This is a genomic window from Pseudodesulfovibrio sp. JC047, from assembly GCF_010468615.1.
Taxonomy (GTDB): domain Bacteria; phylum Desulfobacterota; class Desulfovibrionia; order Desulfovibrionales; family Desulfovibrionaceae; genus Pseudodesulfovibrio.
Window position 1 is genome coordinate 63,977 of record NZ_WUEH01000009.1, and the last position, 16,139, is coordinate 80,115.

At 52.5% G+C, this 16,139-nt stretch carries 11 protein-coding genes; 9 read left to right on the top strand and 2 right to left on the bottom strand.

The annotated features are described in order from the left end of the window. Positions 1–29: 29 nt before the first annotated feature. The 7 genes from murA to GO013_RS07705 all read left to right on the top strand — a co-directional run bounded on the left by murA (position 30) and on the right by GO013_RS07705 (position 9,694). Positions 30–1,286 (top strand): UDP-N-acetylglucosamine 1-carboxyvinyltransferase, encoded by a 1,257-nt coding sequence (murA, locus tag GO013_RS07675; RefSeq protein ID WP_163809828.1) that lies wholly within the window; start codon positions 30–32, stop codon positions 1,284–1,286. A 201-nt stretch (positions 1,287–1,487) separates the two neighbouring features. Further along, a complete protein-coding gene (locus GO013_RS07680) occupies positions 1,488–3,893 on the top strand; it encodes a DNA internalization-related competence protein ComEC/Rec2 (protein ID WP_163809830.1) in 2,406 nt (801 codons plus the stop codon). A 115-nt stretch (positions 3,894–4,008) separates the two neighbouring features. Then, positions 4,009–4,866: an HDOD domain-containing protein gene (locus GO013_RS07685; protein WP_163809832.1), complete on the top strand. Its 858-nt coding sequence runs from the start codon at positions 4,009–4,011 to the stop codon at positions 4,864–4,866. A gap of 150 nt (positions 4,867–5,016) precedes the next feature. After that, entirely contained in the window at positions 5,017–5,412 is a 396-nt protein-coding gene (locus GO013_RS07690; protein ID WP_163809834.1) for a response regulator, read from the top strand. Between the two features lie 168 nt (positions 5,413–5,580). Continuing rightward, positions 5,581–6,741: a regulatory iron-sulfur-containing complex subunit RicT gene (ricT, locus tag GO013_RS07695; RefSeq protein ID WP_163809836.1), complete on the top strand. Its 1,161-nt coding sequence runs from the start codon at positions 5,581–5,583 to the stop codon at positions 6,739–6,741. 45 nt (positions 6,742–6,786) lie between these two features. Next, on the top strand, positions 6,787–8,730 hold the full coding sequence (gene metG, locus GO013_RS07700; protein WP_163809838.1) for a methionine--tRNA ligase: 1,944 nt from the start codon (positions 6,787–6,789) through the stop codon (positions 8,728–8,730). Between the two features lie 169 nt (positions 8,731–8,899). After that, the gene (locus tag GO013_RS07705) at positions 8,900–9,694 is read left to right on the top strand and encodes a hypothetical protein (protein ID WP_163809840.1); all 795 of its coding nucleotides are present in this window, start codon (positions 8,900–8,902) and stop codon (positions 9,692–9,694) included. Here GO013_RS07705 and GO013_RS07710 read toward each other — a convergent pair. Both GO013_RS07710 and GO013_RS07715 read right to left on the bottom strand, forming a co-directional pair. Further along, on the bottom strand, positions 9,682–10,632 hold the full coding sequence (locus tag GO013_RS07710) for a DUF523 and DUF1722 domain-containing protein (RefSeq protein WP_163809842.1): 951 nt from the start codon (positions 10,630–10,632) through the stop codon (positions 9,682–9,684). The genes GO013_RS07705 and GO013_RS07710 overlap by 13 nt on opposite strands. 129 nt (positions 10,633–10,761) lie before the next feature. Further along, positions 10,762–11,043: a FeoA family protein gene (locus tag GO013_RS07715; protein ID WP_163809844.1), complete on the bottom strand. Its 282-nt coding sequence runs from the start codon at positions 11,041–11,043 to the stop codon at positions 10,762–10,764. Between the two features lie 411 nt (positions 11,044–11,454). Between GO013_RS07715 and carB the strand changes: the two genes are divergently transcribed. Together carB and purF are read left to right on the top strand one after the other, a co-directional pair. After that, positions 11,455–14,688, top strand: coding sequence for a carbamoyl-phosphate synthase large subunit (gene carB / locus GO013_RS07720; RefSeq protein WP_163809846.1), 3,234 nt, complete (start codon positions 11,455–11,457; stop codon positions 14,686–14,688). A gap of 27 nt (positions 14,689–14,715) precedes the next feature. Beyond that, positions 14,716–16,128 (top strand): amidophosphoribosyltransferase, encoded by a 1,413-nt coding sequence (gene purF, locus GO013_RS07725; protein ID WP_163809848.1) that lies wholly within the window; start codon positions 14,716–14,718, stop codon positions 16,126–16,128. Positions 16,129–16,139 lie beyond the last annotated feature (11 nt).

A 16,139-nucleotide genomic window follows, 5' to 3' on the forward strand; every position in this document is an offset into this window, starting at 1 on the left:
CAAGCAAAAAGAATAAAAAAAGGTACCAGATGGATAAATTAATTATTGAAGGCGGCGTTCCACTTCAGGGAAGTATTCAGGTCAGCGGAGCTAAAAACGCAGCGCTCCCAATACTTATGGCGTGTCTTTTGGCTGATGGACCGGTCACGTTGAGCAACGTTCCCAAGTTGGCGGACATTAGAACTTCTTTGAAGCTGCTGAATATTCTCGGATGCGAAACATCTTTTGAAAAGAACGTGGCCACCAGCCATTGTGTCGGATTGAAACCGGAAGCGCCGTATGATCTGGTCAAGACCATGCGGGCATCTGTTTTGTGTCTGGGACCGCTTTTGGCCCGACTTGGAGAAGCCAAGGTCGCGCTTCCCGGCGGGTGTGCCATTGGTGCGCGGCCCGTGGATCTGCATCTGCGAGGATTCGAGCGCATGGGCGCGGAATTCGAGATCACTGAAGGCTACATCAAGGGTCGGTGCAAGGGTGGTCTCAAGGGTGCCAAGATTGCCTTGGATTTTCCCACGGTCGGCGGGACCGAGAATCTTTTGATGGCGGCGTGTCTGGCCGAGGGCGAAAGCATCATCGAGAATGCCGCTCGTGAGCCGGAAGTCGAGGACCTTGCCAATTTCCTCAATGCCTGTGGCGCACAGATCAGCGGGCAGGGAACGAGTGTCATTACGGTTCAGGGTGTTTCGTCCTTGTCCGGGTGCGAATATCGGGTCATGCCGGATCGCATCGAGGCCGGAACCTACATGGTGGCAGCCGCGATCACGGGCGGAGAACTGGAAGTGCTTGATTGTCCATATACTGCACTGGACGCGGTCGGATACAAATTGCGGGAAATGGGTGTCTGGTTGCAGGAGGAGGACGGCTATGTGCTGGTCCGCCGAGCCAATGGATTATTGAAGAATGTGGATGTGACCACATTACCCCATCCCGGTTTCCCGACCGACATGCAGGCGCAGCTCATGGCCTTAATGTGCCTGGGGCAGGGGACAGGGACCATCGAGGAAAAAATCTTTGAAAATAGATTCATGCATGTGCTGGAGTTGGTCCGACTCGGGGCGGATATTCGCCTGAAGGGCCGCACAGCCATGGTCCATGGCGTGGGAGAACTTCGGGGCGCGCCGGTCATGGCGTCCGACCTTCGGGCCAGTGCGTCATTGGTTTTGGCCGGATTGGCGGCTGAAGGCACGACCACGATCGAGCGTATCTATCACTTGGACCGGGGCTATGAAAATATTGAAGCCAAGCTGTCCGGGGTTGGTGCGCGGATCAAGCGCGTCAGTGGCTAGCGAACCAGACAAAGAATACGTTTCTTTTCGACCGGTGCCTTTGGGTGCCGGTCGTTTTTTTATGGGAAAGAGCGGGCGCATGGCATCTCTTTTTTTTGATAAGTAGAATAATGCGTAAAGGATGCTGGATTCCCTGCCGTGTTCCTGCTAATTTGACGGATGTTGACGAAATCATGGGAATTCTGGGTGGGATGAACGATCATGGAAAAAACGTGTTGGACATCGAAATTACTGGTTCATGGGGTGCTGCCGTGGCAGACCTATGGACTGGCCTTTGTCCTTGGCGTGATGGCGTTTAAATATCCTGTTTCATGTGCGGCCGCGTTGGTTGTCGTGTATCTGGTCGATTCCCTGCTTCGCGAAAGAGCGTGCCGGTTGCCGTTGTTGGCGTTTTTGTGTTGTGCGGCCTTTGGTTTTGGGTATGCCTCGCAGCGTACACCGAAATTGCCTTCCTCCCTCCCCGAATGGACAGAAAGTCGGAAGCCGGTGGGGGTGCAGGCTGTGGCAGAACGGGTTGAACCTCGTTTCGGCAATCGGCTGCGGGTGGTGCTCGGAAATATTCGCTGCACGGTTGATGGTCATGAAACAACTTTGCCCGGAAAAATGGCCCTGTCCATTAGGCATCCCCATTTTATTCCAGTTCCCGGACAATCTCTGAAGGCTGTGGTGCGTGTTGTCCCGGTGCGGGCGTTTGGCAACCCAGGTGGATGGGATTATGGTTGGTACTGGCAGCGTCAGGGCGTGTTTTGGCGGGCGTGGCCGGTCAGCAGAAAATTGCTTTCCTGGGGTGATATCCCGTCTGACAGCCTGTGGCAGGTGAAAAAAACTGTACGGAGTCAGGTTGCTGCGCGTGTTCCGGAAACGCAGGGCGGAGCCATGGTCCTCGCCCTGACCACGGGTGATCGTTCCCGGCTGTCAAGCGAGACCATGGAGGCCACGCGGAGAGCCGGTTTGGCGCACACATTGGCGTTGTCCGGATTGCATGTGGGATTTGTCGCGGCCATGGGGCTGTGGTTGGCGTTCTGCCTTGGTCGTCTCTATCCCCCGGTGCTCTTGTTGATCCCCCGACCCAAGTTGGCTGTGCTGCTGGCCGCTCCGCTGGTGCTTGGATATGCGTGGCTGGGGCAGCCCTCCGCATCCTTGATTCGGGCGGCCACCATGTTTGGCTTTTGGGGGCTTCTGTTGCTGCAGGGGCGAGGGCGTATCCTGCTTGATGGGCTTTTTTTCGCATTGCTGACACTCGTTTTCATTGCTCCCATGTCCGCTTTTGATCTTAGCCTGCAAATGTCCGTGGTTGCCGTGGCCGGCATCGGTCTCATGTATCCACATTTTCGTGTTTTTTTCCTGTCTGGCGGTTCCTGGTTTCGTCGAACCGTGCGGTGGGTTGCTGGGGTCTTGTGCTTGAGCCTGAGTGCCAACCTTGCGCTTTTGCCGCTCGTGTCGTGGTATTTTGGAACATGGTGCCCGAATATCCTGCTCAATGTGATTTGGCTCCCGGTGCTGGGAGGTGTGGTCATGCCGTTGGGGCTGGTTGGTTTGCTGTTGACATGTGTGCCGTGGACGAGTGGGGCGGGTGGCGTGTTGCTTGGGTGGGCGGCCTGGGTGACGGATGGTCTGTTGGCCGTGCTGACATCTGCCGGAGACGCGGGGTGGACCCCGGTTTTTTCCGTGTTGCGACCGCTTTGGCCGGAAATGCTCGGGTGCGCCATCCTGTTGGTCGTGGTGGTCTCGGTTGTGCGCAGTTCGCGGAGAATACCCTTTGAATTGGCCGCGCTCGGATTCTTTTTATTGGTCGCTCCACATGTTTGGGTGATGGCCTTGGATACGCGGGACGAAGCGCGATTGACCATGGTGGATGTTGGTCTTGGACAAGCCCTGGTCGTGTCGCTGCCCGGCGGGCACCGTTGGTTGGTGGATGGCGGGGGCGGGTCCAGTACATTTGATATGGGCGAGGCGGTCGTTGCTCCCTGGTTGGCCTATGGTCGGCCTCCTCGATTGGACGGGGTGTTCTTGACACACCCGGATGTGGACCATAGCCACGGCTTGCCGTTCATTCTTGATCGGTTTCAGGTGAAGCATTTTTATTTCAACGGGATGATGCCTGGAGGACTGACTGGAGATCGACTGCGCGCTGTCATGACCCGACAGACAATGTCGCCGATGCGTCTGGAAGCCGGAGAAAAAGTGCGGCTGACTGATGGTGCCGTGTTCGAAGTGGTCCACCCCGGGGCCGGTTTTATTTCAGCCAAATCCAATGAACATTCCTTGGTCATGCGATTGGTCTGGAGGGGAAAAAATCTGGCCCTGCTGCCAGGGGATGTGGAGAAGGGTGGGATTGAAACTTTTCTGGATGCCGGTCACGCGCTTCAGGCCGAGGTGGTCGTGTTGCCGCATCATGGCAGTCGGAATAGTCTGGTCCCTCGGTTGTATGATGTGGTGGGGGCGCGAGTGGTTCTGTGTTCGAATGGGTATCTCAATCGGTATGGATTCCCGGCTTCGGAGGTAGTGCACGCTGTGGGGGGCGAGGTTTTGTCCACATCACGGCATGGACAGGTTGTTTGTCGGTGGGGCGAGAGAGGATTGCGCGTGGGATCCTTTTATCCATAGATGATCCTTGCCACTATTTTTCTCCTGCGGTATCGTCCGTGTGTGCAAGTTGAGTCCTTTGGGGCGTCGTCCTGCCCGTCTGTGAACGCGAAGAATGAATGAAGAAGATGGAGCTATGCCTGAATTTGAAAGAGCCGTGGCCGTTGCCGTTGAAAAGATGCCCGTGTTTCCCGAGAGCGTGACCCGGGTCTTGACGGTGACTGCGGATATCAATTGTTCGCAGCGGGATCTTGTTGAAGAGATAAAACGTGACCCTGTGCTGACGTTGAAAATTTTGCGGTTGGTCAATTCTGTCTTTTTCGGGTTGTCGCGGGATATTTCTTCCATCGATCAGGCCAGCGTGTATCTTGGATTGAATACGTTGAAAAACGTCTCGCTGGGACTGGCCGTTGTCGGTGCCATTCCGAAAACCGCTGAAAATTGTTTGGATATGGGTGGTTTTTGGCTCCATTCGTTGGCTGTGGGGACCGCCGCGAGGATGCTTGGATTGAAACTCGGCATTTCTCGTGAAGATGGCGCAGAGTATTTTGCGGCCGGATTGCTTCATGATATTGGCAAGGTTGTTTTTTCATTGTATATGCCTGAAGACTTCGAAAAAGTTTTGATGCAGGCGGCCAGGCCCGGAACGACCCTTTATCAATGCGAGAAGGACGTTTTTGGGATGACGCACGTCGATGTCGGTGCCATGTTGGCCCGAAAATGGTCGCTTCCGGTGGATTTGCGGGATGCTATTGCTCGACACCATATAGTCGGTTCTGGCAACTTCTCGCAGTTGCTGGAGTGCGTCTTTGCCGCCAATCAGATCGCAAAGAGGCTGTCGTTTGGGGCGGCTGGGGACTTTGAGGTCGAGCGTTTACCGACGTCGGTGAAGGAACGGTTTTCCATGAGCATGGATGAATTGATTCGGGAGTTGCCTGATTTGGACGAAAAGGTGGAGCATGCTCGGATTTTTATCAAACTTGGCGAGGCCTGATTCGGTGGTGAATTCGGTCAGGTTTCGGGTGCGCGAAATCCCCTTGCCAACAGGGGAGATCGCAGAGAGACGGGGAGTTGCATTTTTCTGGTTAAAGTGACATTAATTTTCAGGTTGCTGTAAGCCAAGAGCTTGCTCAGGAGGGTGTGCATGAAAGCGCTTATCGTGGATGACGATTTTTACAGCCGTAACATGATTCATGAAATTTTACGGCAGGTTGCCCAATGCGACATCGCCGTGAACGGCGAGGAAGCCATCGAGGCCTTTGGCCGAGGTCTGGTCGGCAAAGATCCGTATACTTTGATTTGTCTTGATTTGCTCATGCCGGAAATGGATGGGCAGCAGGCTCTTCGGGAGATTCGGGCATTGGAAAAGGAACATGGCGTTGCACCGCAGGATGAGTGCAAGGTCATTGTCACCACCATGCTTGAGGATGAAAAGGAAACACATGACGCCTTTTTCCTCGGTGGAGCGACATCCTATTTGGTCAAACCCATTGATGAAGCAAAACTCCTCAATGAGATAAAAAGTCTGGGGCTGCTCTAAGACCTCTTTTTCCCAAGAAAAACATCGGGTGTCGTGTGTATGAAACGACACCCGTTTCCCTTTTGACGGCATGATTTGAAGTCGGAGCCGTTTTCTAATATATTGACGCTCTTTGCTTGATCTTTTCGTCCCCGATGACGCGGGGTGCATATATACAGGATAAAAATAATGAGCCAAATACTTGGTGTTAAATTTAATGATTACGGGCAGGTGTATTATTTTACATCCGGTCCGTTCGTTGTCCGGGAAGGGCAGCATGTCATTGTCAAAACCGATCAGGGCATGGGACTGGGGAAAGTTATTCTCATTCGTCAGGCCCCGCAGGAAGAGGATGACAATGAAGGGCATAAGCCCATTTATCGTCTTGCCAATGACAAGGATATGGATTCCGTGGCGGAAAATGACGCGGTTTCCAAGAACGCATTCGCCTTTTGTCGCAAGTGTATTACTTCGCACAAATTGGGCATGAAGCTGGTGGATGTCGAAGTCTTTTTCGATCGATCGAAGATGGTGTTCTATTTTACGGCCCCCGGTCGAATCGATTTTCGGGAACTTATCAAGGATTTGGTTCGGGAATATCGGACTCGGATCGAATTACGGCAGATCGGTGTCCGTCATGAAACGCAAATGCTCGGCGCGATCGGCAATTGTGGACAGATTTGTTGTTGCCGTCGTTTCATGCGCAAATTTGTTCCCGTGACCATCAAGATGGCCAAGGAACAAAATCTGTTTCTCAATCCAACCAAAATATCAGGTATTTGTGGCCGTTTATTGTGCTGCCTCAGCTTTGAACAGGAGGGGTACGAGGAGTTCCATCGCCTGTGTCCGCGTGTCGGGAAAAAGTATTCGACATCGTTGGGACAGGTGAAGGTGTTGCGGTCCAATTTCTTCAAGAAAACCCTTTCGCTGCTCACCGAGAAGTTCGAGGAGCGGGAAGTTTCCATTGACGAATGGAATGAAATAGTTAACAAGCCGCCCAGTGAAGAGGCCCTGGCAGAAGCCAAGCCTCGGAACCAGCGAGCGAGACGTGGTGGCCGTCCGTCAAAGCAGGCTGCCTCCCGTCGCGATTCACGGCGGAGCAAGGAGACATCTGCGGAAAACGATGGTGACCAGGCTGCTCGGAACAAGCCTCGTCGAAACACCAAGAACGGAAGAGACAAAGGGGAACGGAAACGCGGCCCTCGTCAGGAACCTTCCGAAAAGAAAGCGCGTGAAGGCACGCCGGAGCGTTCTGTGCCCGAGGGGCAGAACGAATCTCATTCCGGCGATGAAAAATCGAAAAAAGGGCGCAGGCCCAGAAGGCGCAGGCGCAGGCCTTCCAAAAAATAGTTGCGCGGCAGACGGACTGTGTCCGTCACGACAAGGAGAATTGCATTGCGACGTTTTTATATCACCACGCCCATTTACTATGTAAACGCCAAACCCCATTTGGGACATGCGTATACCACCACTGTGGCCGATTCCCTGAATCGTTTTCACAGACTTATGGGCGAGGAGACCTATTTCCTGACCGGAACTGATGAGCACGGGGACAAGATTGTTCAAGCCGCGGAAGCGAACGACCAGACACCCAAGGAGTATGTTGATACCATCAGCAAGCTTTTTGAAGACCTCTGGCCGGATATGAATATCTCCAACAACGATTTCATTCGGACCACGCAGCCTCGTCACATCAAGGTCGTGCAGGAAATCCTGCAAAAAGTGTACGATGCAGGCGATATCTATTTCGGTGAATACGGCGGGCATTACTGCTTTGGCTGCGAGCGTTTCTATACGGAAAAAGAATTGGTTGACGGCAAATGCCCTGACCATTTGACTGTGCCAGAATATATTTCTGAGAAGAACTATTTCTTCAAAATGTCCAAGTATAAAGACTGGTTGATCGAGCACATCAACTCGCATCCCGATTTCATCCGTCCTGAACGGTATCGGAACGAGGTTTTGAGCCTGCTGGAGTCGGGCGAACTGGAGGACTTGTGTATCTCCCGTCCGAAATCCCGTCTGACTTGGGGAATCGAGCTGCCTTTCGACGATCAGTACGTCACCTATGTTTGGTTTGATGCACTTATCAACTATTTGGCTGCCCTTGGGTATCCTGATGGAGATAAATTTGCCAAGTTCTGGCCTGCGGCCAATCACTTGGTGGCTAAAGATATTCTCAAGCCCCATGCCGTGTTTTGGCCGACTATGCTCAAAGCCGCCGGTATCGAGCCGTTTCAGCACCTCAATGTTCATGGATACTGGCTGGTGGAAGACACCAAGATGTCCAAATCCATTGGCAACGTGGTGGAACCGTTGGCCATGAAAGATGCGTATGGATTGGACGCCTTCCGGTATTTTTTGCTCCGGGAAATGTCGTTTGGTCAGGATTCCAGTTTTTCCGAAAAAGCATTGGTTGGCCGTTTGAATGCGGACCTCGCCAATGATTTGGGCAACCTGTTTAGTCGAACGCTTTCCATGACGCACAAGTATTTTGGTGGAGCCATTCCTCGACCCGATGTGGAAGACATCGTCGATGCGGAGATCAAGAAGGTCGGCCAGCAAGCCATGGAATCCTTCCAGAGTTTCTACTCCGACTTCAAGTTTTCCCGTGCCCTTGAAGGGTTGTGGGAATTGGTCCGTGGGTTGAACAAATATATTGACGCGACCGCTCCTTGGACTTTGTACAAGGAAAAGAACATGGAGCGCCTTTCCACGGTCATTTATGTCCTGTTGGAAAATATGCGGAAGATCGCGGTGCATCTGTGGCCGGTCATGCCGGAATCGTCTGAAAAAATGTTGGATCAATTGGGAATGACGTTTGACCCAGAAAAGGTCAATTTGCCTAAGGAACTCGATGTGTGGGGACTCTTGGAATCCGGTAAGACGGTTGCCAAGACATCCAACCTGTTCCCTCGTGTCGAATTGACTGATCCTACGGACGAGAAGCCTGCCAAGAAGGCGAAAAAAGGCAAGAAATCCAAGAAACAGGACTCGGTGGATGAAGGCGTTTCAACGATCGAATTCGAAGATTTCCAGAAGCTTGATTTGCGCGTTGGCACGGTCAAGGAAGTGGAAAAACATCCGGATGCCGACCGACTGTTGCTGGTCCGCGTGGATACCGGCGATACGGAACTCCGTCAGGTTGTGGCGGGTCTCGCTGACTTCTTTGCTCCGGATGATCTGGTGGGCAAACAGGTTGTCGTGGTTGCCAACCTCAAACCTCGCAAGCTGCGGAAACAGATGTCTCAGGGCATGATCCTGGCTGTGAAGACCGAGGATGGTATGCAGTTGTTGACGCCTTCGGGCGAGGTTCCGGAAGGCAGCAAAGTCAGCTAGCCCGAGAGACTCCCAGTGTTTTGACAGGCCTTGGAAGCAACAGCTTTCAAGGCCTTTTTCGTGCTTTTCCCCCTGAGTTCCCCATGCTGTTTTGAGGTTTGGCAAATTCTTTGCATCGTGTTGGGGCGAGTGGCTGAACTGTCAAAAAAACGGCGGGAAGGGGGGGGCCATGCGGATCGAGCAACGGAAGAGCAGACGGAACAGTCGTCGCGAAAATGTGGAGACTTTTTCACGGTATGTGGTGCGTTTTGACGGATGCTGGAATGTCGATGTCCTGGAACAGCGTGTGCGGGATTCAGGTCTTGCAACTGTGGCATTTATCGACCCCGCCATGTTTCGGGATCACGCAAAGGTGACCGCAATGTGTCACGATTTTCGAGTCAGGGGGTTGCGAGTGCTGTGGAGTGCCACTCTTGATACAGTGCCAACCGGCGGATTGCTCAAGGCCATGCGATTGGCAGGGTGCCAACGGGTGGAGATGACACTTGATCCCGATGAAGCTGTGGAAGGACTGTTCTGGGCGCGTCATTATGGTTTTGATATCCAGATTCGCAATGTGGACGGGGCGTCGTATCTGACGGAAAAGATTTCATATACTGTGGCGGAGCGCGAGGCCATTGCCGATCGGCTTGCCGGGTTGCACGCCGCGCAGTTCGATTTGGCCGTGGCTTATTTGGGGGCGCGACGCTATGCGGATGTCATGCTGCCGCTTGGCAAGGCCATGACCCTTGGTTTTCCTCTGAATTCCTTATGTCTGAATCTCTTGGCGTGCCTGTCGGCGGCCAAGCAGTATCCGGACCAGGTCGCGGGGCTGTTGGCTCAAGCTGGCAACGGGTGTCCGCATCCAGTGATTTTCAGGAATCGGGCCTTGTTGAAATCCTGGCTTGAGAGTGGCGGAGACCTTCAGGGGGTGTGCCTTGAATTGGAATTGGCTGAAAGCGCATCTGTTTTTTACACAAGGTAGAGCAGTTGCAGTTCGGTTGGAGACGGGTTGAGATAATACTGCTGTGTGAGATACGGCTTTTGATATTTCCGTGCGTAATGGTTCAGGATGGTTACAGGTGTCAAAAGTGAAATCGTGCCGTTTTTGTATTCGGTTATCAACCGGATCAGCTCCTGTTTGTCTCCGGTATCCAACTGGTTTTTGAAGAATCCCATGGCATGAAACAGGACATCGCTGTTTTTCTTGGGAGTTGCTTGGAGTCTCATGGATTTGAAAAGTCGTGTGGCGTATTCTGTGAAAATCCCCTCGGTGTTTGACTGCGTCGCCTGTCCGAGCAGATGTCCCAATTCTCGATATCCACGCAGATCGTGTGCTCTGATTAACATCTTGTGTCGTGTGTGAAAATCAACGAGATTCCCGATATTTTCGCCTTTGGCGAGCATGGTGTGCCATCGGTGCGAAACGAAAACTCGTCGAATGAAATTTCTGCGAATGGCGGGAAGCCGAAGTCGGTCTGCTGTTTCCATGGGAAGTAGCGGGATGTGCTTCTTGAGGAGACGGACAAAGAATCCTTGTCCGGCGCGTGATGATGTGTGGTCTGGAGAATACGTTGGGATGCCTCGGAGTCCGCATGAAGGCGACTGTGCCCGGAGGATGAATCCATCAAGCGGGGCATTGACGAGATGAGGCATGATTCGGTCAGCCCAAGCGTTCATTGCCGTTGTCCAGTCTGTGCCGGATTGTCGGCCAATGAGATGAGTGCCTCCTGCCGAATTGACCTGGCGAAGTTGTTCTCTTGGAACATCCATCCCAGAACCAACCTCCGGACAAACCGGGAATAATTCGATGTGGTTTGCAAGAATATCAGATGGATAACATTCTCGTTTGTGTGATCCGTCCCAAAAAACTTTTTCGCCGAGAAGGCAGGCGCTGACGCCGATATTGGCTGTTTCGGACATGGTGGCCTCCAGAGGGTTATCTGGAGGGTATCACCAGTAACTTGTCCGAAACAAGGAGAATCGAAAAAAAGGCATCACATGAAAAAAGTCGCCTTGAGGCGACTTTGAAGTGAAATTTTTTGTGGTGGATTATGAGACCCGCATCCGTGTCCCCGGGCAACAACTGCACCGTGGGCCTTCATCCGATTCATTATCAACGGCGAGTATCTTTGCGGCTAAACCACAGCAGAGAACTATTTCCGAACCGCGCACACGAACTCGGCATCCGGTCGGGCCGCCTGTGAGAATTTCAACAGGACACCCGGGTGTCATGCCCATCGCGAGCATACGGGCGCGGGCTTGTCGTCCACCGTCGATCCCCGTGATTCGGACAACGGCTCCAGTCGGATATTGTGTCAAAGGCTTTTGCATTTCAATATGTCCTCTTAATAAAGCTTGAGAGTGAAATTAAGTCTCAACTAGCCTCCTGTCAATGGGAGAATTCCGTTTTTTGCTCCCGGGATTAAAGAAGAAATTAATCATACAAATTTAGGATGTTTTTAAGGGGTTTGTCGTTTTTCGATATCCTTTTCCCTATCGTGGTGTCATGGTGAAAAAAGATGGAGCCGTCTGTACCGTCGGCCCTTTTGAGGTGGTGGAACAAGGGCTTCCATGGGGTGTATTCCCTACGGGTGAGGGGGCACAAAACCATTGCTATTCGGGGGGTAAGCCTGTAATAAAGTGTGCTTGTCCGGCGGGTGGCGACGTTGCCTGATCGGACGGGGAGGCTCTCTGCGTTCCCGGCTTATAAAAAATGTCGTAACTTCAACTCTTTGGACGAGAATGCCCAGACGTACAGATATCAAGAAGATTATGTTGATCGGGTCCGGCCCGATTGTGATCGGCCAGGCGTGTGAATTCGATTATTCCGGAACCCAGGCGCTCAAGGCGCTCAAGGAAGAAGGATACGAAGTCGTTTTGGTCAACTCCAATCCCGCTTCGATCATGACGGACCCCGAGTTGGCCGATGCCACGTATATCGAGCCGATTGAGCCTGAGACTGTTGCCCGAATCATCGAAAAAGAGCGTCCCGACGCTCTTTTGCCGACTTTGGGGGGACAAACAGGGCTGAACACCGCTTTGGCCGTGGCTGAAATGGGTGTGCTGGACAAATATAATGTCGAGCTGATCGGTGCCGATATTCCGGTTATCAACAAGGCTGAGTCCCGTGAAGAATTTCGTGCGGCCATGGAAAAGATTGGTCTCGGTATGCCCGAAAGTGGCATTTGCCGGACGATGGCCGATGTGCGGGAATGGGGTGAAAAGATTCCATTTCCCATCATTGTCCGCCCTGCCTACACCTTGGGGGGTGCCGGTGGTGGCGTCGCATACAACATGGAAGAGCTTGAGGAAATTTGTTCTAATGGACTTGCCCTGTCCATGAAAAGCGAGATCATGCTTGAACGATCCATCCTTGGCTGGAAAGAGTATGAACTTGAGGTCATGCGGGATTCGAAAGATAATTGCGTGATTATTTGTTCCATCGAAAATTTGGATCCCATGGGCGTTCATACGGGCGACTCGGTGACCGTGGCCCCGGCCCAGACATTGACAGACGACGAATATCAAAAATTGCGGAACGCCTCTTTGGCAGTCATGCGGGAGATCGGTGTCGAGACTGGTGGGTCGAACGTCCAGTTTGCCATTAATCCCGAGGACGGAGAAATCATCATCATCGAGATGAACCCTCGAGTCTCGCGGTCATCTGCGCTCGCATCCAAGGCGACCGGATTCCCCATTGCCAAGATCGCGGCCAAGTTGGCCGTTGGCTATACACTTGACGAAATTCCCAATGATATCACTCGCGAAACAATGGCGTCTTTTGAGCCGGCCATTGACTACTGCGTTATCAAGATTCCCAGATTCACCTTTGAAAAATTCCCGGGCACCGAGGATTATCTGACCACGGCCATGAAGTCCGTTGGTGAGACCATGGCCATTGGCCGGACGTTCAAGGAAGCCCTGCAAAAAGGGTTGCGGTCGCTGGAGACCGGGCACATCGGGTTGGGAAAACAATTCGAGACCTGTGATATCGACAGAAATGAAATTTTACGGTTGTTGAGACGGCCGAATTCCCAGCGGTTGTTCGCCGTGCGTAATGCCTTGCGGTGTGGAATGACCGAGGACGAAATATTTGAAGCCACACAGATTGATCCGTGGTTCCTGCGCCAGTTCGTGGACTTGTTCGAAATGGAGAACAGCTTGATCGAATATGGCAAGCGTGAGGGCGTGTCCAAGGATGCCGAGGGCATGGAGGCCATACTCCGCAGGGCCAAGGAATGTGGATATTCTGACCCGCAACTGGCTGCCATGTGGCGCACCAGTGAAGACGCCATTCGTGTGTTGCGTAAGGATTTGGGTGTGATTCCGACCTATTATCTGGTCGATACTTGTGCCGCCGAGTTTGAGGCGTATACCCCGTATTATTATTCCACCTATGAAACCGGCCAGGAAAATGTCCGTGATGATCGAAAGAAGGTCGTCATTCTGGGTGGCGGTCCCAACCGGATCGGACAGGGAATCGAATTTGACTATTGCTGCTGTCATTCTTCCTTCACGTTGAAGGAATTGGGCGTGCAGTCCATCATGGTCAACTCCAATCCGGAAACCGTGTCAACCGACTACGATACCTCGGACAAACTTTATTTCGAGCCGTTGACTTTCGAGGATGTCATGAACATCATTGAATTCGAAAAGCCTGACGGAGTGATTGTCCAGTTTGGTGGGCAGACGCCGTTGAATTTGGCTTTGCGGCTCATGGATGCTGGTGTTCCCTTGATCGGAACCAGTCCGGACGCCATTGACCGCGCCGAAGATCGTGAACGGTTCAAGCAGTTTCTGAATATGCTGCATCTGAAGCAACCATCGAACGGAACGGCCATGTCCATGGTTGAAGCTCATGAGATTGCGGAAAGTCTAGAGTTCCCCTTGGTGCTGCGGCCGTCCTATGTTTTGGGTGGCCGAGGTATGGATATTGTCTACACCATGGACGAATTTGATCATTATTTTCGGCATTCGGCCCGTATTTCTCCCGAACATCCGACGCTCATCGATAAATTCCTTGAATACGCCATTGAAGTGGATGTTGACGCACTGGCCGACGGTGAGGACGTCTACATCGGCGGCGTCATGGAGCACATCGAGGAAGCGGGGATTCATTCCGGTGACTCGGCTTCGGTGTTGCCGCCGTATTCATTGAGCGGAGAACTTATTCGCGAGATCGAACGGCAGACCATTGCCATGGCCAAAGAGCTTGGCGTTGTCGGTCTGATGAATGTTCAGTTCGCCATTAAGGATAACGAAGTCTATATCATCGAGGTCAATCCTCGTGCTTCCCGGACCGTGCCTTTTGTGTCCAAGTCCACCGGCGTTCCTTTGGCCAAACTCGCTACACGCGTCATGCTTGGTGAGAAGTTGAAGGATTTGAAGCCCAAGGAGATGCGCAAACGGGGGCATGTGTCTGTCAAGGAATCCGTGTTCCCGTTCAGTCGTTTCCCCAATGTTGACGTGCTGCTTGGACCAGAGATGCGTTCTACCGGCGAAGTCATGGGTATTGATCCGAGTTTCGGACTGGCGTACATGAAAGCGCAGTTGGCAGCGGGACAGAAGCTTCCATTGGAAGGCAAAGTGTTCATGTCCGTGAATGATTGGGACAAGTCCAAAATCGTTCTGGTCGCTCGTGATTTTGAAGCCATGGGATTCAAGGTCTGCGCCACGGGCGGGACCGCCGATTTCCTGGCGAGTAAGGGCGTCAATGTTGAAAAGGTCCACAAGGTCCATGAAGGTCAGCGACCACACGTTGTCGATCATATCAAAAATGGTGAAATCGATCTGGTTATCAATACCCCGTCTGGCAAGAAGACGGTGGGTGACGCCAAGATGATTCGTCAGAACACGCTGTTGTACGATATTCCGTATACCACCACTGTTTCCGGTGCCAAAGCCATTGCTCAGGCCATTCTTGAAGTAAAAGAAACCGGGCTGAAAGTTCAAAGCCTGCAAAAATATTACGGTTAATCACCGGATAGGACAGAGAGTTTTTCCATGAAAAAAGAGTATTGCGGTCTTTTCGGAATATACGGCAACAAAGAAGCCGCCAGAATGACCTACTTCGGTCTGTATGCCCTCCAACACAGAGGGCAGGAGTCCGCAGGTATTGTCACTTGGGATGGTGAAAAGATCCGCGAACAGAAGGGAATGGGCCTTGTCGCCGACGTTTTTAACGAACGGCACCTCAGCAAAGAATTGAAGGGTTCCATCGGCATGGGGCATATCCGGTATTCCACCACAGGCGCATCACTCATTCGGAATGCGCAGCCGTTTCGGGTCCGTCATGGTGATCTGCAATTGGCCGTGGCCCACAATGGGAACTTGGTGAATACCTTTGAATTGCGTGCTGAACTTGAAGCCAACGGGTCGATTTTTCAGACCACCATGGACACCGAAGTCTTTGCACATCTGATCATCAAATATCTGCACGAATCCAAGTCCATTGAGGAAGCGATCGGCAAGGCCTGTGGCAGGGTGCGCGGTGCGTATTCCATGCTGATCCTCGCCAATGACAAATTGATCGCGATCAAGGACCCCAACAGTTTCCGCCCCTTGGCCTTGGGCCGTGTCGGGGAGTCGTATGTGTTCGCATCCGAGACCTGCGCATTTGATTTGATCGAGGCCGAATACCTGCGTCCGTTGGAAGCGGGGGAGATGGTGACTGTTCACAAGGGAAAGCTCACCTCGTATCGGTTTGCCGAGAAGCGGAAGACAAGCAAATGTATCTTTGAATTGATTTATTTTGCCCGTCCCGACTCCTATGTGTTCGGGGATGTGGTGTATGAACGCCGCAAGGCCATGGGTGTCATGCTCGCCAAAGAGGCCCCGGTGGATGCTGACATGGTGATGCCGTTCCCCGATTCCGGGAACTACGCGGCTGTCGGATATTCTCAGGAATCCGGTTTGCCGTTGGAATTGGCCATGATCCGGAACCATTATGTGGGGCGGACATTCATTCAGCCATCACAGGACATGCGTGATTTTTCCGTGCGGGTGAAGCTCAATCCCGTGAAATCAATGATTAAGGGAAAGCGTATTGTCATTGTTGAAGACTCCATTGTTCGCGGAACGACCATTCGTGCTCGTGTCAAGAAGTTGCGTGAATTGGGCGCGCGCGAAATTCATTTGCGTGTCAGTTGTCCCCCCATTAAGAACCCCTGTTTCTACGGGATCGATTTTTCCAGCAAGGGAGAACTGATCGCGGCCAACCATTCGCCTGAGGATATTGCCCGTTTCATGGATATTGATTCGTTGCATTATCTGACAATTCCCGGCCTGTTGAATTCCGTCTCCAAGAATGATTGGTGCCTGGCTTGTTTCAACGGCAAGTATCCTATCCCGTTGGGGAACAAAATGGGGAAAGATTGCCTTGAAGCTGAGTCCGACGACGATCAAGAATTGTACTAACGGAGCGTGTG

What these genes read in the sequence shown, in the direction of transcription:
- purF (WP_163809848.1), top strand. Translation starts at nt 14,716, where the DNA reads ATGAAAAAAGAGTATTGCGGTCTTTTCGGAATATACGGCAACAAAGAA.
- GO013_RS07705 (WP_163809840.1), top strand. Translation starts at nt 8,900, where the DNA reads ATGCGGATCGAGCAACGGAAGAGCAGACGGAACAGTCGTCGCGAAAAT.
- GO013_RS07690 (WP_163809834.1), top strand. Translation starts at nt 5,017, where the DNA reads ATGAAAGCGCTTATCGTGGATGACGATTTTTACAGCCGTAACATGATT.
- GO013_RS07680 (WP_163809830.1), top strand. Translation starts at nt 1,488, where the DNA reads ATGGAAAAAACGTGTTGGACATCGAAATTACTGGTTCATGGGGTGCTG.
- GO013_RS07685 (WP_163809832.1), top strand. Translation starts at nt 4,009, where the DNA reads ATGCCTGAATTTGAAAGAGCCGTGGCCGTTGCCGTTGAAAAGATGCCC.
- ricT (WP_163809836.1), top strand. Translation starts at nt 5,581, where the DNA reads ATGAGCCAAATACTTGGTGTTAAATTTAATGATTACGGGCAGGTGTAT.
- GO013_RS07715 (WP_163809844.1), bottom strand. Translation starts at nt 11,043, where the DNA reads ATGCAAAAGCCTTTGACACAATATCCGACTGGAGCCGTTGTCCGAATC.
- GO013_RS07710 (WP_163809842.1), bottom strand. Translation starts at nt 10,632, where the DNA reads ATGTCCGAAACAGCCAATATCGGCGTCAGCGCCTGCCTTCTCGGCGAA.
- carB (WP_163809846.1), top strand. Translation starts at nt 11,455, where the DNA reads ATGCCCAGACGTACAGATATCAAGAAGATTATGTTGATCGGGTCCGGC.
- murA (WP_163809828.1), top strand. Translation starts at nt 30, where the DNA reads ATGGATAAATTAATTATTGAAGGCGGCGTTCCACTTCAGGGAAGTATT.